At 61.8% G+C, this 25,698-nt stretch carries 24 protein-coding genes; 18 read left to right on the plus strand and 6 right to left on the minus strand.

Translation table 11 applies throughout. The features are described from left to right. Position 1: 1 nt before the first annotated feature. The 4 genes from ttcA (at position 2) to KQH55_RS00555 (ending at position 5,546) form a co-directional block, all read left to right on the plus strand. Complete coding sequence (gene ttcA, locus KQH55_RS00540; protein WP_076796797.1) at positions 2 to 925, plus strand: tRNA 2-thiocytidine(32) synthetase TtcA; 924 nt, start codon at positions 2 to 4, stop codon at positions 923 to 925. Between the two features lie 97 nt (positions 926 to 1,022). Beyond that, entirely contained in the window at positions 1,023 to 2,384 is a 1,362-nt protein-coding gene (gene glmU / locus KQH55_RS00545) for a bifunctional UDP-N-acetylglucosamine diphosphorylase/glucosamine-1-phosphate N-acetyltransferase GlmU (RefSeq protein ID WP_076797331.1), read from the plus strand. Between the two features lie 59 nt (positions 2,385 to 2,443). Beyond that, entirely contained in the window at positions 2,444 to 4,261 is a 1,818-nt protein-coding gene (gene glmS / locus KQH55_RS00550; RefSeq protein ID WP_076785693.1) for a glutamine--fructose-6-phosphate transaminase (isomerizing), read from the plus strand. Positions 4,262 to 4,862: 601 nt separating this feature from the next. Continuing rightward, positions 4,863 to 5,546 carry a GNAT family N-acetyltransferase gene (locus KQH55_RS00555; RefSeq protein ID WP_083703741.1) on the plus strand — a complete coding sequence of 228 codons (684 nt, stop codon included), beginning with the start codon at positions 4,863 to 4,865 and terminating at the stop codon, positions 5,544 to 5,546. Positions 5,547 to 5,634: 88 nt separating this feature from the next. Here KQH55_RS00555 and KQH55_RS00560 read toward each other — a convergent pair whose 3' ends face one another. Continuing rightward, positions 5,635 to 5,895 (minus strand): hypothetical protein, encoded by a 261-nt coding sequence (locus KQH55_RS00560; protein WP_076796799.1) that lies wholly within the window; start codon positions 5,893 to 5,895, stop codon positions 5,635 to 5,637. 229 nt (positions 5,896 to 6,124) lie between these two features. Between KQH55_RS00560 and KQH55_RS00565 the strand changes: the two genes are divergently transcribed. The 9 genes from KQH55_RS00565 (at position 6,125) to KQH55_RS00605 (ending at position 16,927) form a co-directional block, all read left to right on the plus strand. Beyond that, the gene (locus KQH55_RS00565) at positions 6,125 to 8,812 is read left to right on the plus strand and encodes an ABC transporter transmembrane domain-containing protein (RefSeq protein ID WP_076796800.1); all 2,688 of its coding nucleotides are present in this window, start codon (positions 6,125 to 6,127) and stop codon (positions 8,810 to 8,812) included. After that, complete coding sequence (locus KQH55_RS00570; RefSeq protein ID WP_076796801.1) at positions 8,812 to 9,339, plus strand: hypothetical protein; 528 nt, start codon at positions 8,812 to 8,814, stop codon at positions 9,337 to 9,339. The genes KQH55_RS00565 and KQH55_RS00570 overlap by 1 nt, the downstream gene beginning before the upstream one ends. Before the next feature lie 227 nt (positions 9,340 to 9,566). Beyond that, on the plus strand, positions 9,567 to 10,316 hold the full coding sequence (locus tag KQH55_RS00575) for an SDR family oxidoreductase (RefSeq protein ID WP_076796802.1): 750 nt from the start codon (positions 9,567 to 9,569) through the stop codon (positions 10,314 to 10,316). Continuing rightward, the gene (locus KQH55_RS00580; RefSeq protein ID WP_235089979.1) at positions 10,307 to 10,927 is read left to right on the plus strand and encodes an HAD-IIIA family hydrolase; all 621 of its coding nucleotides are present in this window, start codon (positions 10,307 to 10,309) and stop codon (positions 10,925 to 10,927) included. The genes KQH55_RS00575 and KQH55_RS00580 overlap by 10 nt, the downstream gene beginning before the upstream one ends. After that, on the plus strand, positions 10,924 to 12,114 hold the full coding sequence (locus KQH55_RS00585) for a glycosyltransferase family 9 protein (RefSeq protein ID WP_235089980.1): 1,191 nt from the start codon (positions 10,924 to 10,926) through the stop codon (positions 12,112 to 12,114). Before KQH55_RS00580 ends, KQH55_RS00585 begins: the two co-directional genes overlap by 4 nt. A gap of 2 nt (positions 12,115 to 12,116) precedes the next feature. Further along, entirely contained in the window at positions 12,117 to 13,871 is a 1,755-nt protein-coding gene (locus KQH55_RS00590; protein WP_235089981.1) for a carbamoyltransferase C-terminal domain-containing protein, read from the plus strand. Next, positions 13,868 to 14,875, plus strand: a complete 1,008-nt coding sequence (locus KQH55_RS00595; RefSeq protein WP_235089982.1) for a glycosyltransferase family 2 protein — start codon at positions 13,868 to 13,870, stop codon at positions 14,873 to 14,875. Before KQH55_RS00590 ends, KQH55_RS00595 begins: the two co-directional genes overlap by 4 nt. Continuing rightward, positions 14,872 to 15,987 (plus strand): glycosyltransferase family 9 protein, encoded by a 1,116-nt coding sequence (locus KQH55_RS00600; RefSeq protein WP_076796807.1) that lies wholly within the window; start codon positions 14,872 to 14,874, stop codon positions 15,985 to 15,987. The genes KQH55_RS00595 and KQH55_RS00600 overlap by 4 nt, the downstream gene beginning before the upstream one ends. Further along, positions 15,977 to 16,927 carry a glycosyltransferase gene (locus KQH55_RS00605; RefSeq protein WP_235089983.1) on the plus strand — a complete coding sequence of 317 codons (951 nt, stop codon included), beginning with the start codon at positions 15,977 to 15,979 and terminating at the stop codon, positions 16,925 to 16,927. Before KQH55_RS00600 ends, KQH55_RS00605 begins: the two co-directional genes overlap by 11 nt. Before the next feature lie 16 nt (positions 16,928 to 16,943). Here the strand turns inward: KQH55_RS00605 and KQH55_RS00610 are convergent, their stop codons facing one another. From KQH55_RS00610 to KQH55_RS00625, 4 genes are read right to left on the minus strand one after another with little or no spacing between them, the layout of a single operon-like run. Then, on the minus strand, positions 16,944 to 17,840 hold the full coding sequence (locus tag KQH55_RS00610) for a glycosyltransferase family 2 protein (protein ID WP_076785681.1): 897 nt from the start codon (positions 17,838 to 17,840) through the stop codon (positions 16,944 to 16,946). After that, the gene (locus KQH55_RS00615; RefSeq protein WP_235089984.1) at positions 17,837 to 18,529 is read right to left on the minus strand and encodes a PIG-L deacetylase family protein; all 693 of its coding nucleotides are present in this window, start codon (positions 18,527 to 18,529) and stop codon (positions 17,837 to 17,839) included. Before KQH55_RS00615 ends, KQH55_RS00610 begins: the two co-directional genes overlap by 4 nt. After that, positions 18,526 to 19,596, minus strand: a complete 1,071-nt coding sequence (locus KQH55_RS00620; protein ID WP_076785679.1) for a UDP-glucuronic acid decarboxylase family protein — start codon at positions 19,594 to 19,596, stop codon at positions 18,526 to 18,528. The genes KQH55_RS00615 and KQH55_RS00620 overlap by 4 nt, the downstream gene beginning before the upstream one ends. Then, positions 19,596 to 20,927 (minus strand): glycosyltransferase family 1 protein, encoded by a 1,332-nt coding sequence (locus KQH55_RS00625; protein ID WP_076796812.1) that lies wholly within the window; start codon positions 20,925 to 20,927, stop codon positions 19,596 to 19,598. The genes KQH55_RS00620 and KQH55_RS00625 overlap by 1 nt, the downstream gene beginning before the upstream one ends. 305 nt (positions 20,928 to 21,232) lie before the next feature. Between KQH55_RS00625 and KQH55_RS00630 the strand changes: the two genes are divergently transcribed. Next, positions 21,233 to 21,535 (plus strand): DUF2795 domain-containing protein, encoded by a 303-nt coding sequence (locus KQH55_RS00630; RefSeq protein ID WP_041752974.1) that lies wholly within the window; start codon positions 21,233 to 21,235, stop codon positions 21,533 to 21,535. 497 nt (positions 21,536 to 22,032) lie between these two features. Here KQH55_RS00630 and KQH55_RS00640 read toward each other — a convergent pair whose 3' ends face one another. After that, positions 22,033 to 22,797, minus strand: coding sequence for a DUF4397 domain-containing protein (locus tag KQH55_RS00640; RefSeq protein WP_235089985.1), 765 nt, complete (start codon positions 22,795 to 22,797; stop codon positions 22,033 to 22,035). Between the two features lie 37 nt (positions 22,798 to 22,834). Here KQH55_RS00640 and KQH55_RS00645 point away from each other — a divergent pair, with 37 nt between their 5' ends. From KQH55_RS00645 to KQH55_RS00660, 4 genes are all read left to right on the plus strand, one after another. Further along, the gene (locus KQH55_RS00645) at positions 22,835 to 23,023 is read left to right on the plus strand and encodes a hypothetical protein (protein ID WP_076785676.1); all 189 of its coding nucleotides are present in this window, start codon (positions 22,835 to 22,837) and stop codon (positions 23,021 to 23,023) included. Between the two features lie 76 nt (positions 23,024 to 23,099). After that, complete coding sequence (locus KQH55_RS00650; protein ID WP_076796814.1) at positions 23,100 to 24,050, plus strand: Ku protein; 951 nt, start codon at positions 23,100 to 23,102, stop codon at positions 24,048 to 24,050. A gap of 167 nt (positions 24,051 to 24,217) precedes the next feature. Continuing rightward, positions 24,218 to 24,937 carry a DUF1120 domain-containing protein gene (locus tag KQH55_RS00655; protein WP_235089986.1) on the plus strand — a complete coding sequence of 240 codons (720 nt, stop codon included), beginning with the start codon at positions 24,218 to 24,220 and terminating at the stop codon, positions 24,935 to 24,937. A gap of 37 nt (positions 24,938 to 24,974) precedes the next feature. Then, on the plus strand, positions 24,975 to 25,694 hold the full coding sequence (locus KQH55_RS00660) for a fimbria/pilus chaperone family protein (protein WP_235089987.1): 720 nt from the start codon (positions 24,975 to 24,977) through the stop codon (positions 25,692 to 25,694). Positions 25,695 to 25,698: the final 4 nt, after the last annotated feature.

The following is a 25,698-nucleotide window of genomic DNA, read 5'->3' on the forward strand; positions in this document are numbered from 1 at the left end:
CATGCATGCACCCGAGACCACCGTGCGGGCCTTGACCCGTCGCGAGCAGAAACAGGCCTACGAAAACAACAAGCTGTTCAAGCGGCTGGCCCGGCAGGCCGGCCAAGCCATTGCTGACTACAACATGATCGAGGCCGGCGATAAGGTGATGGTTTGCGTGTCCGGCGGCAAGGACAGCTATGCGTTGCTGGACATCCTACTGCGGCTGCGCGAGCGAGCGCCGATCGATTTCGACATTGTCGCGGTCAATTTAGATCAGAAGCAGCCTGGGTTTCCCGCGCATGTACTGCCCGAGTATCTCTCGGCACGCGGCGTGCCGTTTCATGTCGAGAACCAGGACACGTACAGCATCGTCAAGCGCCTCGTGCCCGAGGGTAAGACGACGTGCTCGCTGTGCTCGCGGCTGCGGCGCGGCATCCTATACCGCGTCGCGGGTGAGTTGGGCGCGACCAAGATCGCGCTTGGCCACCACCGCGACGACATCTTGCAGACCGTGCTGCTGAACATGTTCTACGGCGGCAAACTCAAGGGGATGCCGCCGAAACTGCAGTCCGACGATGGAAAGCACATTGTGATCCGGCCGCTCGCCTATGTGAAAGAGAATGATTTGGAAAAATATGCGCAATTGCGTGAATTTCCAATCATTCCATGCAATCTGTGCGGCAGCCAGCCGAACCTAAAGCGCGCCGAAATGAAGACGTTGCTGCAGGAATGGGACAAGCGCTTCCCTGGACGGGTAGAGAACATGTTCAGTGCATTGTCCGACGTCGTGCCGTCGCACTTGATGGACCCTCGGCTGTTTCCATTCGCCGGGCTGCGCGCGACGGGCGTGGCCGATCCGCACGGCGACATCGCATTCGACGACGAACCTTGTGCAACGCCCGACAGCGGCACCGTGCCGATCGTGCCATTCGACGCGCTGTGACGCCGCGACGTCGGCGCGCCGTGTGTGGGTTGCACGACGGAATGCAGCAAGCCCGATGCTAAAATCGGCCCTTCGAGACTCGTTGGACGTTGACGCCGTGAATATCGTCATTCTTGCAGCCGGCATGGGCAAGCGCATGCATTCCGCGCGGCCAAAGGTGCTGCATTCACTGGCTGGCAGGCCATTGCTGTCCCATGTCATCGAGACGGCGCGCGCGCTGACGCCGAGCCGGCTCGTCGTGGTGGTCGGGCATGGCGCCCAGGCCGTGCGCGAGGCCGTCGCCGCGCCCGATATCCAGTTTGCGCTGCAGGCCGAGCAACGGGGTACCGGTCACGCGGTTCAACAGGCGCTGCCGTTCATCGACCCGGCACTGCCCACGCTGGTGCTGTACGGCGACGTGCCGCTCACGCGCGCCTCGACACTGCGGCGACTGGTCGACGCGGCGGCCAACGGCCACTATGGGGTGCTGACCGTCACGCTGGACGACCCGCACGGTTATGGTCGCATCGTGCGCGATTGCGCCGGACGCATCACACGGATCATCGAGCAAAAGGATGCCGACCCGGAGCAACGGGAAATCCGCGAGATCAACACTGGCATCGTCATCTCGCCGAGCGGGCGGCTCGACGCGTGGCTAAGCTCGTTGACAAACGACAACGCGCAGCGCGAGTTCTACCTGACCGACGTCGTCGAGCGCGCGATCGAAGACGGTGTCGAGGTCGTCGGTGTACAGCCAGACGACGTATGGGAGACGCTCGGCGTGAACAGCAAGCGACAATTGGCTGACCTGGAGCGCGTCTACCAGCGCAACGAAGCGCTGCGACTGCTGGACGCTGGCGTCACGTTGGCCGATGCGTCGCGCATCGACGTGCGCGGCACGCTGGAGTGCGGCGCCGACGTATCGATCGATGTCAACTGCGTGTTCGAAGGACACGTCGTGCTGGGTGACCACGTCAGCATCGGGCCGAACTGCGTGATTCGCGAAGCGACGATCGCCGCGGGCACGCGCGTGGACGCGTTCACGCATGTCGAGGGCGCACGCGTGGGCGAGAATGTCGTGCTCGGCCCATATGCGCGGCTGCGTCCCGGGGCCGTGCTGTCCAGCAACGTGCATGTGGGCAACTTCGTTGAGGTCAAGAACGCGGTGCTCGGGCATGGCACGAAAGCTAACCATTTGAGCTATATCGGCGACGCCGACGTCGGGGCGCGCGTGAACATCGGCGCCGGGACGATCACCTGCAACTATGACGGCGCGAACAAGCATCGCACCGTGATCGGCGATGACGTATTCGTTGGCTCTGGTACGCAGCTTGTTGCGCCGGTCGTCGTGGGTTTAGGAGCGACGCTCGCAGCCGGGACCACCGTCTGGCGCAACGTGCCCGCCGGGGCGCTGGTGTTGAACGAGAAAACGCAGGTCGCAAAGCCAGGGTACGCGCGACCGGCCAAGAAAAAGGCCTGAATGTACGGCGCCGATGAGGCGGCCCAACGGTCACCCTCCATTTTCCACGGATAAACATCATGTGCGGCATTGTCGGCGCGGTAGCGCAACGTAACATCGTCCCGGTCCTCGTCGAGGGGTTGCGACGTCTCGAATACCGCGGCTACGACTCGTGTGGTGTAGCGGCTATCGTCGATGGCGCCGCCCGGCGCGCCCGCAGCGTATCGCGCGTGGCGGACCTCGACCTGCAGATCCGCGACACGCAACTGGCGGGGGAAACTGGCATCGCGCATACGCGCTGGGCGACGCACGGGGCGCCGGTCACGCACAATGCGCATCCGATCTTCTCGCACGACACGATTGCGCTGGTTCACAACGGCATCATCGAAAACTATGAAACTTTGCGTGAAGGCCTGCGCGCGAACGGTTACGAGTTCGTGACGCAGACCGACACCGAGGTCATCGCTCACCTAATCTACAGCCTTTATCGCGGTGACTTGTTTGCCGCCGTGCGCGAAGCGGTGAAGCAGCTGCATGGCGCCTACGCGATCGCCGTGTTCTCAAAAGATCAGCCGCATCGGGTATGCGGCGCGCGCGCCGGCTCGCCGCTGGTGGTCGGGCTGGGCCAACAGGAGAATTTCCTGGCCTCGGATGCACTCGCGCTGGCGGGCAGCACCGACCGCTTCATTTTCCTCGAGGAAGGCGACGTGGTTGAATTGACGCTGGACGGCGTGCAGATCGCGGACCGCGACGGCAGCCTCGTACAGCGGGAGGTACGCACCGTCAACGCGTATGGTGGCGCGGTGGAGCTTGGGCCGTACCGGCACTTCATGCAAAAGGAGATCTTTGAGCAGCCGCGGGCGATCTCCGACACGATTGCGCAGACCGACGCATTCGATCCCGAGCTGTTCGGCGCTGGCGCCGGCGACGTGTTCAACGGGATCGACAGCCTGCTGATTCTTGCGTGCGGCACCAGCTACTACTCCGGCTTGACAGCGAAGTACTGGCTCGAATCGATCGCGAAAATCCCCACGCAAGTCGAGATCGCAAGCGAGTATCGCTATCGTGACTCCGTGCCGAACCCCCGGTCACTCGTCGTGGTGATCTCCCAATCCGGCGAGACGGCGGACACGCTCGCCGCACTCAAGCATGCGCAGGCGCTCGGACACTCGCATACGCTGACGATTTGCAACGTGGCGAGCAGCGCGATGGTGCGGCTCACCGCGCTGCGCTTGCTGACGCACGCGGGCACCGAAATCGGCGTGGCGTCAACCAAGGCATTTACAACGCAGCTCGTTGCCCTGTTCGTGCTCGCGGTGACGCTGGGACGGCTGCGCGGTCATGTCAACGCGAGTCTTCAGGCGCAGTACCTGAAGCAGTTGCGGCACCTGCCGGCGGCGCTCAACAGCGTGCTCGCGCTCGAGCCGCAGGTCATCGCGTGGGCAGAGGAATTTTCGCGCAAGGAAAACGCGCTGTTCCTTGGCAGGGGCATGCATTATCCGATTGCACTTGAAGGCGCGTTGAAGCTGAAGGAAATCTCATATATTCACGCTGAGGCGTATCCGGCCGGCGAACTCAAGCATGGGCCGCTCGCACTGGTGACCGAAGCGATGCCGGTGGTCACCGTCGCGCCGAACGATGCGCTGCTGGAAAAACTAAAGTCCAATATCCAGGAAGTACGCGCACGGGGCGGCCAGTTGTATGTGTTTGCTGATGCGGATACGCGAATCGTCAACGACGAAGGCCTGCATGTGATTCGGATGCCCGAGCATTATGGGCTGCTCTCGCCGATCTTGCATGTGGTGCCATTGCAATTGCTCGCGTATCACACTGCCTGCGCGCGCGGTACTGACGTGGACAAGCCGCGAAATCTGGCCAAGTCGGTGACGGTGGAGTGAGGAGGGTAGAGATGGAGGGCACCGGTGCTGGCACAGCGTGTGCCGCACGGGCCGAATCGTTCGCCGCTGCGCTGCATGGCACAGGCTGACCCATGACTAAAAAACGGGGAATAGCGCGCAACGGCCGGCAGTTTCCCTCAAGGCCCTCAAACCATTCGCCGTCTCCTAGCGGGCGAACGCTGACCAGACCTGTATTCTGACGCGAGCCAGCACATTCCAATTCAACGCCGCCGTCGAGCAGGCTCTCCACCTTGCATCGAGCCCGGACGCGCGAACATTGCCGGGTTTCAAGCTGCACCAAGATACTCATCCGCTTAACCTACCCGACAGGCCGTCATAGCAAGCTAGCCGCGGCGCGGTGGATTGACGCAGGCCGCTGCGGTGTGGGTTGTTGCAACGCAGGTTGTTCGCAGTGCAAGCTTGCCGCAGTTCGTTAGGTTGAAGCGTGCGCGGCTGTAGCGCGAAACAGACGGCTGTGCTCGGTTTCGCACACTATCGGCGGTGTCGATGGTGCAGGATATGGATCGGGAACGGCGCGCGGGCCACATCGTGCGCCATCTGGTGCGGGCAGGAGACCAAAGAAAACCAAATAGGCAAGACGATGAACGAGCTAATCGAAGATTCGGGCCGGAGCCCGACGATACTGCCGGTCGCGCTGCGCGCAGCAACTCGTGAGGAGTACGGATATTTCTTTCACCTGTACCGGGATTCCCTGAGCGGCTACTTCAGGCAGACGCTAGGTTGGGAGGACGATTTTCGCCGAGCGGCTTTCCGAGTGAGCTACCCGGTTGCACGGTGCCAGGCCATCGTGGTTGACGGCGTGTCGCGGGCGGTAGGGGTATTATCCACGCAAGTGTGCGAAGACGGTGGGGTGGAGGTCGCGCTGCTGTTGGTGGATCCGGCATTCCAGGGCCGACAGATTGGCGCGACCCTACTGCACCGCGTATGTGACGCCGCCCATCGTGATGGCCGCACGGTCAAGCTGCAGACTTTCAAGCTCAACGAGCGCGCCGCGCGATTCTATCTGCGCCAAGGGTTCCAGATTGTCGCCGAAGACAAGTATTATTTACACTTCCGGTGTGTACCGTGCGACGCCGGCCCGACAGTCCCTGCCTTGCTGTCGGCATGCGTTGATACGCAGCTCGACGCGAATCGCGATCGCGCTGCAGCAAGGCTCGACGTTGATACCGCAACCTCTGCTACTCGCAGCGGCCCTCCGAACGCGTGCACGACCGCGTCCCTCATCGACTGGCCCATGGAACGCTCCCTACAAGGCATCCTGTGAGTCTCGGCGGACCAGGTCTGCGGTTTCTTGACGGAAATCAAACTTGGCGCCAGTCAGCCAACGCGACATCACACGCGCCAGCATTACATCACTTCTGTTCCAACTCGTCGATCTCCTTACGTTCGCGCCGCGCCTCATTGCCACGCCGCGCTTGTAACCGCTGCCGGGACAATACTGTGATGACTTGCTGCGTCGTCGCACCAACCGGGATTTCATTGCGGATCGTATTGGGCACCATCGGCAGCCCGGCGTGCTGCCGGCGCAGTGCCTTGGCAATGGCTCGGCGGCACTGTTGGCCATGGCAATCCCATTCGTCGCGAAATTTTCCGCAGTAACGGCATCCATCCATATAAATAGTCTACCGCTAAACCGGCCGGTGGAGATCGCGACCCTCGAGCTTGCCTCGGTACGCTGTTCGGGACATGTCGCACAAATTGCAACACTCTGGCTGTCATTGCCCCAAGCACCGACACCACCTTTGCGCCACGGCACGCAGTCCTCACCACATTGGCAGCCACGCCACTCGGCGGTACAGAACTTGCAATGGCGGCGTAACGCGCAAAACCGAGTTGGCTTCCATGACTTCGCCCACCTTCGCAGGCGCGGCCCGCATCAGCGGGTTGCGCACCCGGATCGCCTCCGACCTGTGGCACGCCATCTGGCGCCACAGGGCGCGGGTGCTGGCCGCCGTATCATTGCTGCTGCTAGCCAAGGCGGCTGCGGTGGCGGTCCCGCTGCTGCTCAAGGATATCGTCGATGCGCTGGGCAACGTCACGAGCCGGCCAGCCGCGATACCGATCCTGCTGCTGTTCGGCTATGCTGTGGTGCGCTTTGCGTCGAATGCATTAAGCGAGGTGCGCGACATGACATTTGTGCAAGTCACGCAGCGCACCGTAGCCGACTATACTGCGCGTACGTTTGCTCACCTGCATCATCTGGGCGCGCGCTTTCACTCGCAGCGTGAGACCGGCTCGGTGGTACGCGACCTGGAGAAAGGTACCGCCGGCATTGGTTACCTGCTGGGTGTTGCGGTCTTTACGATCGTGCCAACGCTCATCGAAATCGCGTCGGTGCTCGCCATTGTGGTTAGCAAGTATGGCGGCGGCTTCACGCTGATTATTTTTGCGACATTTGCCGGCTACGCGGGTTATACGATCGTGTTCACGCGGCGCCGCGTGCGGGTGCAGCGCCGCATGAACGCGTTGGAAGCCCAGGCCAATAGCCGTATCGTCGACAGTCTGCTGAATTACGACACGGTCAAATATTTTGCGCGCGAGGATTTTGAGTGCAAGCGGCTTGACCAGGTGCTGCAGCAACGGCAGGACGCGGGTATCGAGAATCAATATGCGCTGTCCACGCTGCATATCGGGCAGAGTGCGTGTATCGGCGCGGGCATTGCGGCGGTGATGTTGTTGGCCGGCCAGCACGTGGTAAGCGGCGCAATGACGGTTGGCGACCTGGTGCTGATTAACGCTTACATTATCCAGGTCAGCCTGCCGCTGAACACGTTGGGCTTCGTATTCCGCGAGGCCAATGACGCGATGACCAACGTGGAGCGGCTGTTTGCGCTGCTGGATGCGCGCGGTCAGGCAGGCGAGGATGGTGATGTTGCGGCGGCGCAGCCGCTCGTGGTGCGCGGTGGCGAGATCCGCTTCGAGCATGTCGACTTCAGTTACGAGCCCAGTCGTAGGATCCTGTGGGATGTCTCGTTCCGGATCGAGCCGGGCCAGACGGTGGCCGTCGTGGGAGGCAGCGGCTCGGGCAAGTCGACGCTGGCCCGGTTGTTGTTCCGCCTGTATCAGCCTGATGCGGGATCAATCAAGATCGACGGGCAGGACTTGCGGCTGGTCACACAGCGCAGCCTGCGGGCGGCCTTGGGTATCGTGCCGCAGGACACGATTCTGTTCAACGATACGATCGCGTACAACATCGGCTACGGTCGTGAAGACGCGACCAAGGCCGACATTATCGCCGCCGCGCGGGGCGCGCAATTGGGCGAGTTCATCGAGCGCCTGCCGGATGCCTACGACACGCGGGTCGGCGAGCGAGGCGTGCGCTTGTCCGGCGGGGAGCGCCAACGCGTGGCCATTGCACGCGCGCTGCTCAAACAGCCGCCGATCGTGGTGTTTGACGAAGCGACGTCGGCGCTCGATACCCGTTCGGAGCGGGCGATTCAACAGGAATTGATGCGTGTGGCCGAGCACCGCACGAGTCTGATCATCGCGCACCGGCTCTCGACCGTGGTTGATGCCGATCGCATCCTAGTCATGGAGCACGGGCGACTGGTCGAGCAAGGGACCCACGCTAGCCTGCTAGAGAAGGGTGGAGTCTATGCGCAGATGTGGGCGTTGCAGGCGCAGCAACGCGAGTTGGAGCGCGCCGAACAGCGCTTTGCGCTTTTGCCGATCAACGTCGGTGCGCTGGTCGACAACGTGCTGGACGCGCTGCAGGAGGTCGCGGTACGCCATCAGGCGAGCTTGTTCAAGCGTATCACCGACGACAACCTAATCGTCACTGGCGACGCGGCGACGCTGCGGCGCTTTATCTGGCAGTTGTGCTGCACCGGCATTGAAGCAGGCGGGGCAGGCAGCCGCATCGAGGTAAGCGTGGCTCGTCACGACAACGATGCACGCGTGTCGATCTGCACGCCGGATCTCGAGACGCCGGAGTTGTCATTGTTGGATCTGGAGTCACTCCAGGCCGTGCTTGAGGAGCAGCGTGGGTATATCTTGCGCAGCCGCGACGATGTCGGATCCACGATCCACATCACGTTACCGCTGCGGGCCGTCGCGGAGTTGCCCGCCGCTGACGGCCTCGCGCCGCAACCGCTGCAGGCGCTCGGCGCCGCGCGACTGGACGGCGTACGCGTGGCCTGTGTGGATGATCACGAGGAGGCGCGCGACGCGCTGTCCGCGCTGCTCACCAGCGCCGGAGCGCAGGTCGCGGCGTTCAAATCCGGCCAGGCACTGCTGGACTACCTTGGGCGCACGCGGCGCGACGACTGGCCGGCCGTGATGGTCTGCGACATCGACCTGGGCGAGGAAAATGGATATTCGATGATGGCCCGTGTCAAGCAGCTTGAGGCGGCGTGTCCAGACGACACCGCGTGCCGGATCGAAGTAATCGCGCTGTCCGGCTACTCAAGTGAGCATGAGCGGGCGCGTGCCGTCGAAGCCGGTTTTCGCGGCTATCTGACCAAGCCAGTCAAGGCGATCGATTTGATTGCCGCACTCAGAGCATTAGCCACTCATTCAAGGAGAAACTGATGAGCTTGACGACGCCCAGCCCGCTAGGGAACCTATCCACCCCACGCCGCAGCGGTAGTCTATATGCCGACCGCAGCGCGGCCAGCGCCGCGATCGAGATGTTGCTGCCGACGCTATCGGCGGCGCTGCACAACACAGTCGTCGGCGACAGCGGGTGCTTGCATATCGTCGTGATGGATCCGGCACTCGGTCCTAGCGACGCGTGCTTCGAGGACGCGATCCTGTACGAGCATTCGATGCCAGATCCGGCGCAGTGGGACGCCGATTACCGCGCGTATGCACGAGCCAAAGCGCGGCTGTCGTGGGAGCACGGTATAGACAGTCGGCTTGTCCAGTGCAGCCAGCCGCACCGTTTGCGCCGCGGTGACACGAACCTGTGGGGCAGTGTGGCTCAACACGGCATCGTGGTGGGCGTCTCGGGGGCCCAACCATGGTTTGACGAGGCGTTGGCCGGATGTGTCGCGCATTGCCTGCGCGCTATCGCGCGGCACCGCGCTGAAGCGGCGGCGGGCACGCTGGCGCTGTGATCACTAACGCGGGTCCGCGCCCCGTACCCCGTCGCACTGCACCTGGGCGTTTTTGCCAATGCCATTATAAAAATGGGTAACGGGTCGAGGCGTCGACCTGGCTGGGATGGCTGCTGTATGCGCCTGGTCGTCTGTGGGTGCATTGGGTTAGGGGCGGGCACGCCATTCGCTCAACAGGAGCCAGAACGTTTGTCTTGACAAACGTTTGACTCACTGAAGGAGCGAACGTGGCACAGAATGCAGACTTAACGAACCCGATTCTCACCGGCAAAACAGCGTTAATCACCGGAGGCGCCCGTGGCCTCGGTGCGGCGATATGCGACGAGTTGGCACGCGCCGGCATGAATATCGTCGTGGCCGATCTTCATGAGGACCAGGCGCGTGCAACCGCGGCCGAGTTAGGCCAGCACGGCGTCAAGGTCGTGTGGCAGCGGATCGACGTCAGCGACGAGGCGTCGGTGCAACAGGCGATGCACGCGATACACGAGTCGGTGGGCGAGCTCGATGTGGTCGTGAACAACGCAGCGATTGATGTGACGGCCGCGATCGAAGACGTTGACGTCGCCGCCTGGCAGCGCGTGCTGATGACGAACCTATTCGGCCCCTACCTGATATGCCGGGCGGTCGTGCCGATGATGAAGGCCCGAGGCGACGGCCATATCGTCAACATCGCATCAACCGCTTCAAAGCGCGCATGGCCAAATGCCTCCGCCTACCACGCGACTAAGTGGGGACTGCTGGGCTTCTCTCATGCGATACATGCAGAGTTGCGTTCGGCTGGCGTGCGCGTGTCGGCCATTGTGGCCGGCGGCATGCGCACTCCGTTCTTGCTGGACCGTTTTCCCGATATCGACGTCGATACGCTGCAGCCTCCCCAAAATGTGGCCGCGGCCGTACGGTTCGTGTTGACGCAGCCGCCCGGCACGGTGATCCCTGAAGTCACGGTGCTGCCAATGAAGGAAACGTCATGGCCGTGACGCGCGGAGCCAGCCGCGGCGCCGTGCTGTTGGACAAGGACGGCACACTGCTGAAGAATGTGCCCTACAACGTCGACCCGGCGCGCATGGTGCTGGCGCCGAGCGCCGCACAAGCACTGCGCCGGCTTGGCGCACTGGGCATGCCACTCGCAGTGGTGTCGAACCAGCCCGGTGTGGCGCTTGGCTGTTTTCCCGAGGCAGCGCTGTGCACCGTGCGTGAGCGGCTTTGCGCGCTGTTTCGCGAGCACGGTGCAGTGCTCGCGGGGTTCTTTTATTGCCCGCACCATCCGAGTGGGGCGGTGGCGCACTACGCGATCGAATGCGATTGCCGCAAGCCGCGATCGGCGTTGCTGACGCAGGCCCTCGCGTTTCTGGACGCCGCGCCGCAATACAGTTGGATGGTCGGGGACATCCTCGACGATATCGAAGCGGGCCGTGGCGCAGGTTGTCGCACGATCCTAGTCGATTGCGGCAACGAAACCGAATGGCAACACGGTCCACAGCGTGAGCCGGACTTCGTAGTCGAGCGGCTCGATGCCGCGGCCCACATTATTGCCGCGCAGTGCAACGGCACGCCCGTTGAGAGAATCGGACAGGAGGCGGCCACATGAGCACGGGCTGGAACAACGCGCGACGCATCCTGTGTGTCCGGCTCGACAACATGGGCGACGTGCTGATGACTACGCCTGCGCTGCGCGCGCTGAAGGGTGATGACGGCCGTCGTCATCTAACGCTGCTCACCTCCAGCGTCGGCACCGCGCTGGATGGGCACCTGCCGATGGTCGACCAGGTGTGGGGATACGACGCACCATGGGTCAAGCACCCGAGCGCGTCGCCGGACGCAGCGCCGGACTTCGCGATGATCGAGCGACTGGCAGCCGGTCGGTTTGATGCCGCGGTCATCTTCACGGTCTACAGCCAAAGCCCTTTGCCGGCCGCGATGATGTGCTGGCTGGCGGGGATTCCGCTGCGTCTGGCGCACTGCCGCGAGAATCCGTACCGCTTGTTGACTGACCGCGTTGCGGAAACCGAGCCGCACCAGCGCGTTCGCCACGAAGTGGTCCGGCAACTCGAACTGGTCCGCTCAATCGGTGCGACGACAACCAATTGGCAAATGGAATTTGCCTACAGCGAACAAGACCGACGGTCATTGCAGCGTCGGCTGCAAGCCGCCCGGCGCCGGCAAGGCGCGCCGTTCGCGCAGCTTGGCCACGGACGCTGGCTGGTGGTTCACCCCGGAGCCAGCGCGCCGTCGCGACGGTGGCCTGCGGAGCGCTTCGGCGAAGTGGCTGCGCAACTCGCCCCGCAGTTCGACGCGGTTGCGGTGACCGGCAGCGCGGCGGAATCCGCGTTAGTCGACGCGGTATGCGCACGTGTCGGCAAGCGCGCGGTGCCGCTGGCCGGCCGGTTGTCGCTAGGCGAGATGGGCGCGTTGGTCGGCGCAGCGGATGTGTTGATTACCAACAACAGCGGGCCGGCGCATCTTGCTGCGGCCGTTGGCACGCCAGTTGTCGATCTCTATGCGTTGACCAACCCGCAACATACGCCATGGCGCGTGCCGCACCGCGTATTGTCCACCGACGTTCCGTGCAAATACTGCTACCGCAGCGAGTGCAGCGAACCGGGACACCCGTGCCTGACTGGCGTGGGGGTCGATGAGGTCGTCGCGGCTGCGCGCAGCTTGCTGGACGGACACGATGCTGCCCAGGCCGAGCGCTGGACCACATGCTGTTGGCAGCTGGGCAGTCCGTCCCTTGCCAACGTAATTCCAATCGCAACCGCGATAGCGAGAGCCTGACCATGCCAGACACCCGTACTCCACTTTATACCCTGGGGATCAATGCCGCATTCCACGACAGCGCCGCGTGCCTGGTGCGCGACGGCGTGGTGGTCGCCGCCGCCGAGGAGGAGCGCTTCACGCACATTAAGCATGGCAAGCGGCCGGTGCCGTTCTCGACATGGGAATTGCCGTATCACGCGATCGACTACTGCCTGTCGGAAGCGGGCATCGTACTGCGCGACGTGCACCACGTCGCGTATTCCTATGACCCTTGGCTGCAAATCGATCGCGGGCAACAAGAGCCGGGGTTCACGTTGCCTTTGTCCCCGTCCGCCCATCGCAAGGCAAGTGGACACGTATCGCCGTGGGATCCGCTGTTCCTATCCTACGTTGTCAACGCGCCGCGGCAACTAGCCGACGGAGTGCCGCACCATTTGCAGAAGCGTTGGCGCGGCGTGATGCCGGATGGACCCTTCGAATGGCATTGTGTCGAACACCATTTGTCGCACGAGGCGAGTGCGTTCCTGGCGGCACCGTTCCAGCGCTGCGCGGTGCTGACAATGGATGGCCGGGGCGAAAAAGCCACCACCAGCTACGGCGTATTCGACGGACACCAGTATCGACGCATCAAACAGGTCAATCTGCCCAATTCGTTGGGATTGCTTTACGAGCGAGTGACGCGCTATCTCGGCTTCCTGCACTCGTCGGACGAGTACAAAGTGATGGCGCTCGCGTCGTTCGGCAAACCGGCCTACATGGACGCGATGCGCCGCCTCGTGCGCTATGTCGACAATGGCGACTACGAAGTCGAGAGTATTGACCTTGTCTCGCTGTTTGGGCCAGCTCGCGAGCGCGGCGGCCCGCTCGAGCAGCGGCACTATGACATCGCCCATTCGCTGCAGGCAATGCTAGAAGAAGTCGTGCTGCACATGGTGCAGTGGCTCGCACACACCACGGGCGAAAAGCAGCTTGCGATGGCAGGCGGTGTGGCGCTCAATTGTGTCATGAACGCCAAGGTCCGCGACAGCGGATACTTCGACGACGTATGGGTCCAGCCCGCCGCGGGCGATGCCGGCACGGCGTTGGGCGCCGCGCTGTGGACGGATTTCCAGCAGCGCGGCGTGCGCGACGGCAAAGCAATGGACCACGCTTACCTCGGTCCGGCGTACGACGAGGCGACCATCCAGGCATTGCTGGATGAGGCGCAACTACCCTACCGACGGCTGAACGATGTGGCAGCCGACACCGCCGCGTTGCTGGCCGACAACCGGATCATTGGATGGTTCCAGGGACGCATGGAGTTTGGTCCACGAGCATTGGGCGCCCGCTCAATATTGGCTTCACCGATCGACCCCGGCATGCAGCAGCGCCTGAACCGCATCAAGGATCGCGAGGATTTCCGTCCGGTAGCGCCCGCTGTACTGGAGGAAAAAGCGCACGAATGGTTTACCGCACGCAAGCCAGGTCGGCTGCATGCCCCGTTCATGCTGTTCGTGTACGACGTGGCGCCTGGCCGGGAAGAGGCTATTCCGGCGGTACGTCACGTCGATGGCACAGCGCGGGTACAAACGGTGAACGCGGATCAGCACCCGCTCTATCACAAGCTGCTAACAGCGTTCGACCGGTTGACCGGTGTGCCGGTGTTAGTGAACACGTCGTTCAATACGCGCGGCAAGCCGATCGTATGCTCGCCACGCGACGCGCTAGAGTGCTTCTGGACCTCGCCGCTCGACGCGCTGGTGATCGGCCCGTTTCTATTGGAGAAACACCGATGACCGACGTCCCGGACACGGCAACGCGGATCATGGTGTCGGTGGTGGTGCCCACCTATCGACGCCCCGATCTGCTGGTACGGTGCCTGGACGCGCTGTGTGCACAGGTGTTTGATCCGAGCGCCTTCGAAATACTTGTGGTCGATGACGACCGCGCGCGTTACAGCGCAAAAAGCGTGGTTCACGCATTCGCACAGCGCAGCAGCGGCATGCCACGCGTGCGTTACATTCCGGCCTGGCGCACCCGCGGCCCAGCGGGCGCGCGTAACGCGGGCTGGTACAGCGCGCAAGGAGCGATCATCGCGTTTACCGACGACGATACGGTGGCCGATCCGATGTGGCTGCGGGAAGGGTGCGATGCGCTGGCACGCGATCCGACGGCTTGCGCAGTTGCGGGACGCATCGAAGTGCCGCTGGGTGACGCGCCGACCGATTACGAGCGCGACTCCAGCGGCTTGGCGCACGCCGAATTCGCGACGGCGAACTGCTTTGTGCGCCGTGACGCGCTCGTGCAGGTCGGCGGCTTCGATGAGCGCTTTACTCGCGCTTGGCGCGAGGACGCTGACCTGATGTTCATGCTGCGAGAGCACGTCGGGCCCATTATCAACGCACCGCAGGCTCGGGTTCTGCATCCGGTGCGCCCAGCCCATTGGGGCGTAAGCATTGGCCAGCAGTCCAAAGTGTTCTTCGATGCGTTGCTCTACAAGAAGCATCGGCGCGTGTACCGCCAGCATATCCGTCGGGTGCCACCCTGGCATTACTACATCGCCGTAGCAGCGTTGCTCTCGGCTGCGGTATTGCTGGGCGCCGGTCAGCGTGGCGCGGGCAGCGTGGCGCTGGGCATCTGGGTAGCGGTGACCATCTGGTTTTGCTGGCGGCGGTTGCGCGGCACCTCACGCGCTGCCTCCCATATTGCCGAAATGATCGTCACGTCAATTGCAATCCCGCCCGTATCGCTGTATTGGCGGCTGCGCGGCGCGCTTCACTTCAAGGTGCTTTTCCTATGACACCCAATACAGTGAAACAAGTCGGCGAGGCAAGGCGCGAGCCTGCCGGACACGCGAGCATAGCGGTATTTCGCGCGTTGCAGCTGGGTGACATGCTGTGTGCTGTGCCCGCGCTGCGTGCGCTGCGGCGTGGCGAGCCCCACGCCAAGATCACGCTGATCGGCTTGCCGTGGGCGAAGCAATTCGCACAGCGCTTTGCTGAGTACATCGATGACTTCGTGCCGTTTCCGGGCGCGCCCGGATTAGCTGAGCAGCCCGCCGATGCGGCGCGCCTTGCAGCGTTCTTTGAGCAATGCCGCGCTCGACGTTTTGATCTGGCGATCCAATTGCATGGTAGCGGCACGCATACCAACCGTATCGTCGCGCAGCTCGGCGCAGTCCAAACGGCCGGATTCATGCCGGCGCCCGGCGACGGGGCAGCGGGCGGCACGGCATACCCGCTCGACAAGACGATCCCGTGGCCTGAGTCGGTCCCCGAGATCGTACGCTATACGCGGCTCATGCAGGCACTGGGCTATGGTGATGGGGGCGAGCACCTGGAGTTTCCGCTGACTCGGCTCGACCATGCGGCATGCCGCGCGCTTTGCGAGCAGCACGAATTGCCGTCGCAACAGTTCGCGGTCTTTCATCCCGGAGCGCGCATGCCATCCCGGCGATGGCCGGCACAGCGGTTTGCGTCGGTGGCCAACTGGCTGTCGCGACGCGGCATGCGCATCGTCGTGACCGGTACGGCATCCGAGGCAACGCTTGCCGACGAATTGGCCCGCCGGCTCGAGGTGCCGTGTGTCAATTTGTGTGGGCGTACGTCACTCGGCGTAATGGCCGCCTTGATCGGGCGAAGCAAGATGCTCGTATGCAATGACACCGGGGTGTCACATATTGCAGCGGCATTGCGCACGCCCAGTGTGGTGATCGCCTGCGGCAGCGATGTCGCCCGATGGGCGCCGCTGGATCGGGAACGCCATCGTGTATTGGCTAACTATCCGCCATGCAGGCCGTGCATGTTCGACGTTTGTCCGTACCAGCATGCATGCGCGACAGCGATCGACGTACGGGATGTTACGCATCAACTCGAGCAGATGCTCGAATCGGAGGCTTACCATGCCGCATAAACGTTTGCGGGTTCTCACTTGGCACGTTCACGGAAATTACCTCTATTATTTGTCGCAGACGCCGCACGACTTCTATGTCGTGACTAAGCCTGGCTCGCCGCCCGGCTATGGCGGCTGCGCAGGAAACCTGCCGTGGGGCCCCAATATGCACGAGGTGCCGTACGATCAGGTGCGCGCGGCTTCGTTCGACTGCGTGCTGTACCAGCACCATAAGCACTATGCCGAAGACCGGCAACACGCACTCAGCGAAGCACAGCGGCAATTGCCCGCGCTTTTTGTCGAACACGACCCACCGCGAGAGCATCCGACCGATACATTGCATCCGGTTCAGGATCCGAATGTGTTGCTGGTGCACGTCACGCCGTTCAATGCGCTGATGTGGGACAACGGCGTGACACCCACACGCGTGATTGAGCACGGTGTGCTGCTGCCGGACGGTGTTGCGTATCGCGGCACGCTGGCCAAGGGCGTGACGGTCGTCAATCATCTGCGCAAGCGCGGCCGACGCCTGGGCGCAGATATATTCGAAGCGGTACGCGAGGCGGTGCCATTGGATTTGGTCGGGATGGGGTCCACCGAACTGGGGGGCATCGGCGAAATCCCGAACTTAGCATTGCCTGGCTTCGTTGCGGGTTATCGTTTCTTCTTCAACCCGATCCGCTATACGAGCCTGGGCCTAGCAGTGGTCGAAGCGATGATGCTCGGGTCGCCAATCGTTGCGCTGGCAACAACCGAGATGGCGCAGGTTGTGCGCAGTGGCCACAACGGCATGGCCGATACGCGGCCCGCCGTATTGGTCGACACGATGCACCACTTGCTCAAAGACCCGACGCTGGCCCGCCAGTGGGGCGACGCCGCACGGCGCGATGCGCAGGAACGGTTCAACATCGTACGATTTGCCGCCGACTGGGATCGCGCATTGCGCGACGTCGCCGCGTGAAGCGGATGACCCGCCGCTATCCGCCGGCTTCGGCCGCCTCGACGCAGCGACGCATCTGATCAACGTACGGCGGGATCACGCGGCGCTCGCTGAGCACCCATCCGAGCCCGCGCAGCGCCTGCCACCAGCCCGTTAGGCCGCCTTCCTGCCATACGCGCGGCGCCAATTGCAGCGTGCGCTGCAACGCGGCGCCGGCCGGAAGACGCAGCCAAGCGGCCCATACGGCGTTGCGCGCCAGCAGGCTGCGCCGCCGGCCTGCGTCGCGGACCGGCGACGGATAGTGGCACACGGTCAATTGCGGGGCGTACACGAGCGACCATCCGGCACTGGCCAAATCGAGCGCCAACACCGCTTCTTCACCGCCAATGAATAAGCGTGGATGGTATCCGCCGGCAGCCAGGAACGCGTCGGTACGAAAAGCGGTAGCCCCTGCAAGCAAACCTAGGATCGGTGGGCCGGGAAGGGCGCAAGGTGGCGTAATCGGACTAGTGCGCATCAGCTCGCAGACTGGATCCTCGCGACGCTGTGGGCCGACCAGCACGCGAGCGGTCAGGGAACCGACTTGTGGATGGGCGTCCAGCAGATCGGCGGCCAGTGATAGCGAGCCGGGCTCCCACCACGTGTCATCGTCACAAAAAGCAATGTAGCGGGTACGCGCGGCGGCCGCGCCGAGATTACGGCCAGCAGCGCCGAGATTGCTTGGCGCCTGGATCAGCGTGACATGCGCAAAGCGCTGCGCGACCTCTTGCGCGGTACCATCACGCGAATCGTTGTCGACTACGATGATTGGCACGCGCTCGGGCAGCGCAGTCAGCCGAGTCAACGTCCGAGCCAACTCGTCGCGTCGCCGGTACGTGAGCACGATGACCGTAATGCGATCCTCGTGGTGCGGACTGGCCATCGACGCGCTCATGATGCCGTAGGAACACGTTGCAACTGCCAGTAACACTCCGCGCGCTCGAGGTCGAGCAGCGTATCGGGCCTGAACAGCGCGACCTGGCTCCGGTACGCCCGCACGGCCTTAGCTTTCGCGAGCGCGCTGCCGTCGGTTGTGTCCTCGTCCACCAATGCCGCCGGTTGCGCTGTCCAACCTTGTGCCTTCCAGTGAGCCAGCCGTTGTTTCATCAGGCCCTCCTTGCGCCGATACAGTGCATCCTCGTAAAAGAACCAACGTCGGGTGGCAGATTGCTCGCCAAGCAGCGCCAGCATCGCGTGCTGCACCCGGAGGTGGTCGCGGTGAAACAAGCCGGCCGGCGCCAGCACTCCCATCTGCGCATGCGTATCCAGCAGCGAGCGAAGCGCGTCAAGCAACGCATCGTCAGATACGGTGCATCCGTACTGATCATCCAGGAAATCTAGCCAATGAGGTTCGGCCCGAAGGATCGACAGGGCATGCCGGTCTTCGACGCGACGGGCCTGCATCGCTTCGTGCGCAGAAGCGAAGCCTGCGTCGCGGTCCCATAGTGGCGTCGGCATCGCGCGGGGCGGTATGCCGGCAAAGACGGTCGCGACAATCGAGCCGGGCGCTTGGGCAAGTAACCGACCGCAGCCGAACACTGCGTCGTCCAGATGCGGCGAAATGACGAGCCAACGTGTAGTCATGCCTGCACCTGCTGCGCCAGTTCGCCGGCCTGCCCAGCATGAGCATGCGCGGCGGACACCGCACGCCGCGCGTCGGCAGGGACACCATTCGGACCGCCAGGGGGCCGATGAACGTTCGGCGCGGCACGTTGGACGAAATAGCGCACAGTGCGCGCGAGTCCGTCCGCCAGCGTCGTGGCCGGCGACCAGCCGAGGCGCTGGGCGGCCAGCGTCAGGTCCGGACAACGTTGCCGCGGGTCGTCCGCCGGTAGCGACGCATATCGGATTGGCACACGGGCCCCGGTCACGCGGATGACCTCGCGAGCGATCTCGCCGATCGTCACTTCGGCGGCGTTGCCCAGATTAACTGGCTCCGCAAATGGACTCGGTGCCTCCATCAAGCGGATCAAGCCGTCGACCAGGTCGTCCACGTAGCAGAACGAGCGCGTCTGAGTTCCATCACCGTAGACGGTCAGCGCTTCACCCGCAAGCGCCTGAGTGATGAAATTGGATACCACGCGTCCGTCGGCCGGATGCATGCGGGGACCGTACGTATTGAAGATCCGCGCAATGCGGATATCAACGCGATGCTGCCGATAATAATCGGCAAACAGGGTCTCGGCGCACCGCTTGCCTTCGTCATAGCATGAACGCACCCCAATCGGATTGACATTGCCCCAATACTGCTCATGCTGCGGATGCACCGACGGGTCGCCATAGACCTCGCTGGTCGACGCTTGCAGGATCCGCGCCTTCACGCGCTTAGCTAGCCCGAGCAAGTTGATCGCACCGTGCACGCTGGTCTTAGTGGTTTGAACCGGGTCCTGCTGATAGTGGATTGGGGAGGCGGGACACGCGAGATTATAGATTTCGTCGACCTCGACATACAACGGAAACGTCACATCGTGACGCATCATCTCAAAATTCGGCGCATCGAGTAGATGGGCAATGTTGTCCTTGGTGCCAGTATAAAAGTTGTCCACGCATAGCACGTCGTGGCCAGCCGTCACCAAGCGCTCGCATAAGTGTGAGCCAAGAAAACCGGCGCCACCGGTGACCAAAATCCGCTTGCGGCCATATTCTTTCATTACCCATTCTCCTTCTGGTTCGGGGTGGCGGTTACCGGCATGATGGGCGAGCGCCGACTGCCTCCCAGCGAGGCACCCGCGCACGTGGGCCGCCGCGTTGTGTCGCGCAACTCGTCATAGACTTGAGCCAATCGCGCGGCGACGCTATCCCACGTATAGTCACGCTGCACGCGCTGGCGGCCCGCCAGGCCCATTGCCACCGCCTGTTGCGGATCGCTGCGCAGCGCCACCAATTTACGGGCCAGCGCCGCGGGCTCGCGCGGCGGCACCAAGTAGCCCGTTACGCCATCCACAACGGTGCTGCGGATGCCACCGACATCGCTACCGATCACCGGCGTGGCGCAGGCCATCGCCTCCACTGGGGTGATGCCAAAAGGTTCGTACCATGGCGTGGTCACAAATACATCGGCCGCACTGTAGAACAGTCGCAGCACATCCCGGTCGCGGCGGCCGACGAACGTCACGCGCTCGGCAACGCCCGCCTGCTGGGCGACGCGCATCAGCCGCGCCAATTCGGGACAGCGTTCCGGGTCAGGCGTATAGTCGTCGCCCCCGACCACATACAGCCGCGTAGGCTGAGCAGGGTGCGCCGGCAAGTGGGCAAGCGCTTCGATCACGTTGTCTACGCCTTTGCGCGGCACTAGCCGTCCCAACTGTAATATGGCGAACTCGTCCGGGCGCCATCCGAGTCGCGCGCGGGCCTCGAGCCTCGGTACCGGTTGAAATTCATCGCTGTCAAAGCCGCATGGAATGACCCGGATGCGTCGCGGGTCACCCGGATACAACGTCGTCAGGTCGATCTGGTCTTGCGGGCATTCAGCGATCACCCGATCCGAGCACTGCACCAGCTTATCTTCTATCGCAAAACGCTCGTCCGGAAACGCGTCGGCCATGCCTTGATGCTGCCGACGTACTCGACCTAGCGCATGAAAAGTGGTAACCAGCGGGACACCGAGCTGTTGCTTCACGCACAGCGCCGCCTGACCCGACATGAAGAAGTTCGCGTGCATCACATCGTAGGGCACGGGTTGCCGTCTGAAATAGTCGATGAGGAAGTCGGCAAAGCACGCCATGTACGGCAGCATCGCTTCTTTCGGCATGTCGTTGGGTGGTCCCGCGGGCACATGAATGACCTGCATCCTGGGACCTATGCGCATCACCTCCGGCAAGTGAGGATTGTCACGGCGGGTAAAGACGTCAACGTGCCAACCGCGCAATGCCAATTGCTTGGCCACATTAGCCACGTAGATGTTCTGGCCGCCTGAGTCAACGCCGCCGATCACACCCAACGGCGAGGCATGCTCGCTGATCAGGGCGATTTTTTTTTGCATAGTGACTGCTCCCGGTTGATGAAGGCAGCGATGCCTTTCTCGGGTGCACTATGCAAGCGATGTACCCGCGCGTCGATCGGACCCTGTCACCCGCATTGCAGCGCGCCGAATCAGGGCAAGCCTTAGCGAAGTTCGAAAAAGTTACAACCGCGTGACACCATCTGAGTATCACCGCTGCGCGTTGCTCGGCGGTGCAGCAGTGTGGGAATGTGCTACGGGGAACGCAGTTTGCGGCGCGATGATCACGCGGCGCGTGCAAGCCTGCCGCGCCCCTTATGTGTCATTGGCTTTTAAAGGAGATCGTTATGACTTCCCGTCATCCTCACACCGGTCACGAATTGAGCCACGCGCGGGCGCATGAAGGTGACCGCGTCCAGCAAGACCATGATAAGGGCGGTCACCAGAGCGGGCATGGCAAGGCGCCAAGCCCGGTTGATATCCAGAAGGCGCTCAAGGGCATGGACTACCCGGCCAGCAAAGAAGACGTCATTCAATGCGCGCAACGCTCGCATGCCGACGACAGCGTGCTGGAGATGCTCAAGCGTATTCCGGAGCGAGAGTATGGCACCCCGGCTTCGGTATCCAAGGAAGTCGGAAAATTGATGTAATCCGCGCGTGCCGCGTGAGCATGACCGGCGGCGCAGCGTGGCGTTGGCGGCGCCGGGGCCCGATCTTGTTACTGCCGTTACTGCCTTATATTGGCGACGACATCCCCGCTACGGTCACCGTCATCAGCACGGTAACACTTCCCCAAGCCTTGATTACAATACCGCTAGTTAGCGCGCCCGCCATGCGACGCGCGAGGCCAATCGCGTCACCAGCACCAGCATCGGAACTGCGTCGACGTCATCCAGTGCCAGCACCGGAGCTGCGCTGACGTCACCCCAGTACTGGAACTACACTGACGTCATTGAGGACGGCGGCCTAACACAGATATAGACGGCGCTGCCCGCAAAGATGAGAGATGGCGAGCATCTCGCAACCGATGATGCTCGCTGAGAACAGCAGCAAAGCGGCCTCGCCAGCGATTGGCCGCAGCAAGTTGGCGGCTTGCCCGTCGATGCAATAGGGTGAATGATCGAGCCGGGCAAGCGTGTCGCTTCCTTTATTGAGGCGTCAGTTCCTGGGCGGACGTATCGGCCTCGTTGCCCTGGGCGACCAGGACATGAATATTGCCGGGTACGATGTCGCCAATGCCGCCCGACGGGATCGTCAAGATGAGCCAATCGGCGTTGTTAGCTAAGCTGACCGGCGCGCTCGTCAGAATCGGCGTCTTCGTGCCAGCATGAGTGACGATGACCTGATACGTGCCACCGGATAGGTACACTGAATCTTGACCGGATTCGGGTACCGCATGCTGATAGGCGATGGAGGACACCGTGGGTGTCACGCTGGAGATGTCGGTACCGGGCGCCACGACGTAGATGTCCACGTTTGGCGCGTTAAACGACGCATTGAATCCCCGTACGCGTGCCTTGTCCGAGAGCAAGCCTTTGTCATACGGATCGTCGATCACGGAGACCGCGGATGGCGAACCCTGGATTGCAATTGTCGTGTAATGGCGTCCTTTGGCTGCATTGAATGCCTGTGAGGCCAGCGTCAAAGACGTGCCGGTTGCATTGTAGGTGGCGGTCTGGGTGCCTGCGCCGACATCGCGATAACGCGTGACGCCCTTGTACTGTACGTCGGTCGCGTTCGCTTGCCCGTTTAGGTAGTAATCCAGATTCGGGCCAATCGGAACGGCATTGATGAACCTTGCCTGTGGAGAACTCAGCCCGAGTTCGGTGCCGAGGTCCTTTTCTCCCCCACCACACGCGCCCAACATCAGCGTGGCCAGGGTCAACGTCGCAACGGTACGGATTGATTTCATAACATCCTCTTAGTTATCGGTAGAACAAAGCGAACGAATGCTGAATTCCGTTGTGGCAACGGTGTTTTGCTTGACATCGCATTCGTATATGGCTTTGGTCTGGTATTTCAACAATGGCCTCATCGTATTGTTCAACGGACATATCGGGGGCGTTTCGAAAGAGCAAGTGCTGTTCCCGGACGACGTGGGCTACGCAGCTGGTCCGGCTGGTACGCAGCTTGCGTAACCGGAACGCTACGGCAAGCGGCGATAAGCCGACAATACGGCGCGCATGCGCCGCAGGATCACACGAAGGAGGCTCCATGGCGTCACGAATGATTTGGAAAGGCGCGATCAGTTTTGGCCTCGTGCATGTACCGGTGCAGCTATATCCGGCCACCCGGACGGTGAAGCCATCGTTCCGGATGCTGGACAAGCATTCGATGGATCCGATCGGCTATCGGCAGGTCAACAAGCGCACAGGAAAGGAAGTGTCGCGCGAGGATATCGTGCGCGGCTATGAGTACGACAAAGAGCGCTATGTGGTACTGACCGACGAGGAGATCCGCGCGGCCAATCCAGACTCGACGCAGACGGTCGATATTTTGACCTTTGTCGATTCGAAGGCCGTGTCGTTTCTGTACGTTGATACGCCGTACTATCTCGTGCCGGATCGGAAGGGCGAAAAGGTCTACGCGTTGCTTCGCGACGCGTTGAAAGCGACCGGCAAAATCGGTATCGCGTTGGTCGTGATGCATGGCCGCCAACACCTTGGCGCACTGATTCCGGTGGGTCCGTTGCTCGCGCTGGACACGTTGCGCTGGAAGGATGAACTACGGGCGTTGGCTGAACTCCCGCTGCCGGAAGTCGACGCGAGGAAGGCTGGCGTCACGGCTCGTGAGTTGGAGATGGCCAAGAAGCTCATTGATGACATGAGCGGCGAATGGAAACCCGAGGACTACCACGATACGTTCCGGGACGACATCCTGGCGTTGGTTGAAAAGAAGATCCGAGCGGACAAGACGAAAAAAATCCCAAGTATTGAGAGCTCGGCAAAAAGGCGGGCCGCCGATGTGGTTGACTTGTCTGAGCTGTTGCGGCTCAGTCTTGGGCAGCGCAAGGATGGATCGAGCATCGACGAGGATATGGCCGGTGCCGACAAGCGGAAAAAAACGACTGCCCGCAAGGGGCCCGCTACGAAAGCGGGCAAGGGCGGAGCGAAAACTGCGACAGTATCCCAAAAAACTTCTCCGGGCAAGCGCCGCGCCGCGTGATAGGGGTAAAAGCGTTTTGTCTTGTTATGGACGAAGATCATAACGCAGTGCTTCGTATCACAACGGATCATCTCGTATTTTGTGACACAATTGATGGGCGTTGACCACTATAATTCTGGTCCGCCAACGCCACCCGCGTAAGCAACGCATTTAATCGCACAGCATTTATGAGATCACCGATCGCGTACGCTATATTTTTGGTTTTGTTGTTTAGCAGTTCTTCCAAAATATTCGCCAGCCCAGAAAAAAAGGGGCAACAAGAAAAACAGCTTATTATAACTGGAAAGATCAACCCCGGCGCATGTGAAATAGCTGAACTGTCCCCTTCGCGAATCAACCTCGGGACCTTAGATTCACTTCATCTGGAGAGAAACATGGTGACGCGATTGGAACCGCAGGACGTCAAAATTGGTATCCAATGCACCGCGCCTACGTCGATAGTGATCCGATCGAGCGATGATATAGGTGTTGCCAATCCGTTCGCGATAGGCGGTACGTTGCTCGACAATGCGACGGCAACGCTAAGTGAAAGACTTGGGTCCCTAAGAGGTACGCTCGCTTCCAATGGCAAACCGATTGGCGTATACGCAATCGAGTTGCATGATATGAGATACGCGGACGAACGGGGCGAAGGTGATGCGGAACCTTTGGGAAGAAAACAAGGGATGGAAGGATGGGAAGCGTTCGATAATGGTACGGGCGACTCTCGACTACTTAACGGCCCATTCGATGAGTTGACATGGTCCTCGGATGGGATTAGTCCTGTCAATGGTATGCTTTTTGATGCAACACTAAAAATCATACCTTACATTATACCGACCGGTCAGTTGAACCTCACCGATACTATCGATTTTGAAGGAAAAACCACCATTACGCTAACGTATTAACTCGCATCAAGCAGTGTTGTCTAGACGGAATTTAAAATTGAACGTACTGAAGTATTGGCGCGCAGTAGTATGCGCGATCCAGGCGCTTGTATGTGCCTATCTCGGAATGGGGCCGCATTATGCCGCCGCAGTCGGTGTCGTGCCGGAGACCTCAGCTGTACTGATCGACGAAAATAGCGGCGAGGCGGCGATCAAAGTGCGCAACGCTGATGCTCATCCGATTATCTTGCACACGGCCATCATCGATACAAAAGAGGACCCTGACAGGCTAATCGTGGCCACACCTTTGGCGGCCAGACTTGAGCCGGGTGAGTCCCAGCTGGTTCGCTTCATGTTGATCAACAAGGAGCCACTAAAATGCGAGCGGATGAAACGGGTCGTATTCGAGGGGCTGCCACCCGAATTATCCAGCCATAATGCAGTCGATTTGATCGTGCGGCAAGACCTTCCGGTCATTGTCAAGCCGGCAGCTTTGCCCGTAGACAAGGAACCGTGGAAACGATTAACGGCACAGGTCCGGGACGGCGTGGTGACTTTATCGAACCCGTCTAACTATGTCGTACGACTGGAACAGCGTGCCCAGCTTCTGCCGCGCAAGGCCACGGTTATGTTATCCCGTCGCTATATTCTGCCCGGCGAACAAGTCCGGGTCGGTGAGGCGAGGCAAGCCGGCACTAAGACGATTCGTTTATTCCCGATGACGCGCTACGGCTATACAGTCAGTGCATATGATCTGCAAGTGACGGCCTCGCACTAAGCCT

Source organism: Mycetohabitans sp. B3 (assembly GCF_021498065.1).
GTDB lineage: Bacteria > Pseudomonadota > Gammaproteobacteria > Burkholderiales > Burkholderiaceae > Mycetohabitans.

Bases quoted from the DNA above. Each gene is read 5' to 3' on its own strand.
- ttcA (WP_076796797.1), top strand. From the start codon at position 2: ATGCATGCACCCGAGACCACCGTGCGGGCCTTGACCCGTCGCGAGCAG.
- glmS (WP_076785693.1), top strand. From the start codon at position 2,444: ATGTGCGGCATTGTCGGCGCGGTAGCGCAACGTAACATCGTCCCGGTC.
- KQH55_RS00555 (WP_083703741.1), top strand. From the start codon at position 4,863: ATGAACGAGCTAATCGAAGATTCGGGCCGGAGCCCGACGATACTGCCG.
- KQH55_RS00560 (WP_076796799.1), bottom strand. From the start codon at position 5,895: ATGGATGGATGCCGTTACTGCGGAAAATTTCGCGACGAATGGGATTGC.
- KQH55_RS00565 (WP_076796800.1), top strand. From the start codon at position 6,125: ATGACTTCGCCCACCTTCGCAGGCGCGGCCCGCATCAGCGGGTTGCGC.
- KQH55_RS00570 (WP_076796801.1), top strand. From the start codon at position 8,812: ATGAGCTTGACGACGCCCAGCCCGCTAGGGAACCTATCCACCCCACGC.
- KQH55_RS00580 (WP_235089979.1), top strand. From the start codon at position 10,307: ATGGCCGTGACGCGCGGAGCCAGCCGCGGCGCCGTGCTGTTGGACAAG.
- KQH55_RS00585 (WP_235089980.1), top strand. From the start codon at position 10,924: ATGAGCACGGGCTGGAACAACGCGCGACGCATCCTGTGTGTCCGGCTC.
- KQH55_RS00590 (WP_235089981.1), top strand. From the start codon at position 12,117: ATGCCAGACACCCGTACTCCACTTTATACCCTGGGGATCAATGCCGCA.
- KQH55_RS00595 (WP_235089982.1), top strand. From the start codon at position 13,868: ATGACCGACGTCCCGGACACGGCAACGCGGATCATGGTGTCGGTGGTG.
- KQH55_RS00600 (WP_076796807.1), top strand. From the start codon at position 14,872: ATGACACCCAATACAGTGAAACAAGTCGGCGAGGCAAGGCGCGAGCCT.
- KQH55_RS00605 (WP_235089983.1), top strand. From the start codon at position 15,977: ATGCCGCATAAACGTTTGCGGGTTCTCACTTGGCACGTTCACGGAAAT.
- KQH55_RS00610 (WP_076785681.1), bottom strand. From the start codon at position 17,840: ATGAGCGCGTCGATGGCCAGTCCGCACCACGAGGATCGCATTACGGTC.
- KQH55_RS00615 (WP_235089984.1), bottom strand. From the start codon at position 18,529: ATGACTACACGTTGGCTCGTCATTTCGCCGCATCTGGACGACGCAGTG.
- KQH55_RS00620 (WP_076785679.1), bottom strand. From the start codon at position 19,596: ATGAAAGAATATGGCCGCAAGCGGATTTTGGTCACCGGTGGCGCCGGT.
- KQH55_RS00625 (WP_076796812.1), bottom strand. From the start codon at position 20,927: ATGCAAAAAAAAATCGCCCTGATCAGCGAGCATGCCTCGCCGTTGGGT.
- KQH55_RS00630 (WP_041752974.1), top strand. From the start codon at position 21,233: ATGACTTCCCGTCATCCTCACACCGGTCACGAATTGAGCCACGCGCGG.
- KQH55_RS00640 (WP_235089985.1), bottom strand. From the start codon at position 22,797: ATGAAATCAATCCGTACCGTTGCGACGTTGACCCTGGCCACGCTGATG.
- KQH55_RS00645 (WP_076785676.1), top strand. From the start codon at position 22,835: ATGCTGAATTCCGTTGTGGCAACGGTGTTTTGCTTGACATCGCATTCG.
- KQH55_RS00650 (WP_076796814.1), top strand. From the start codon at position 23,100: ATGGCGTCACGAATGATTTGGAAAGGCGCGATCAGTTTTGGCCTCGTG.
- KQH55_RS00655 (WP_235089986.1), top strand. From the start codon at position 24,218: ATGAGATCACCGATCGCGTACGCTATATTTTTGGTTTTGTTGTTTAGC.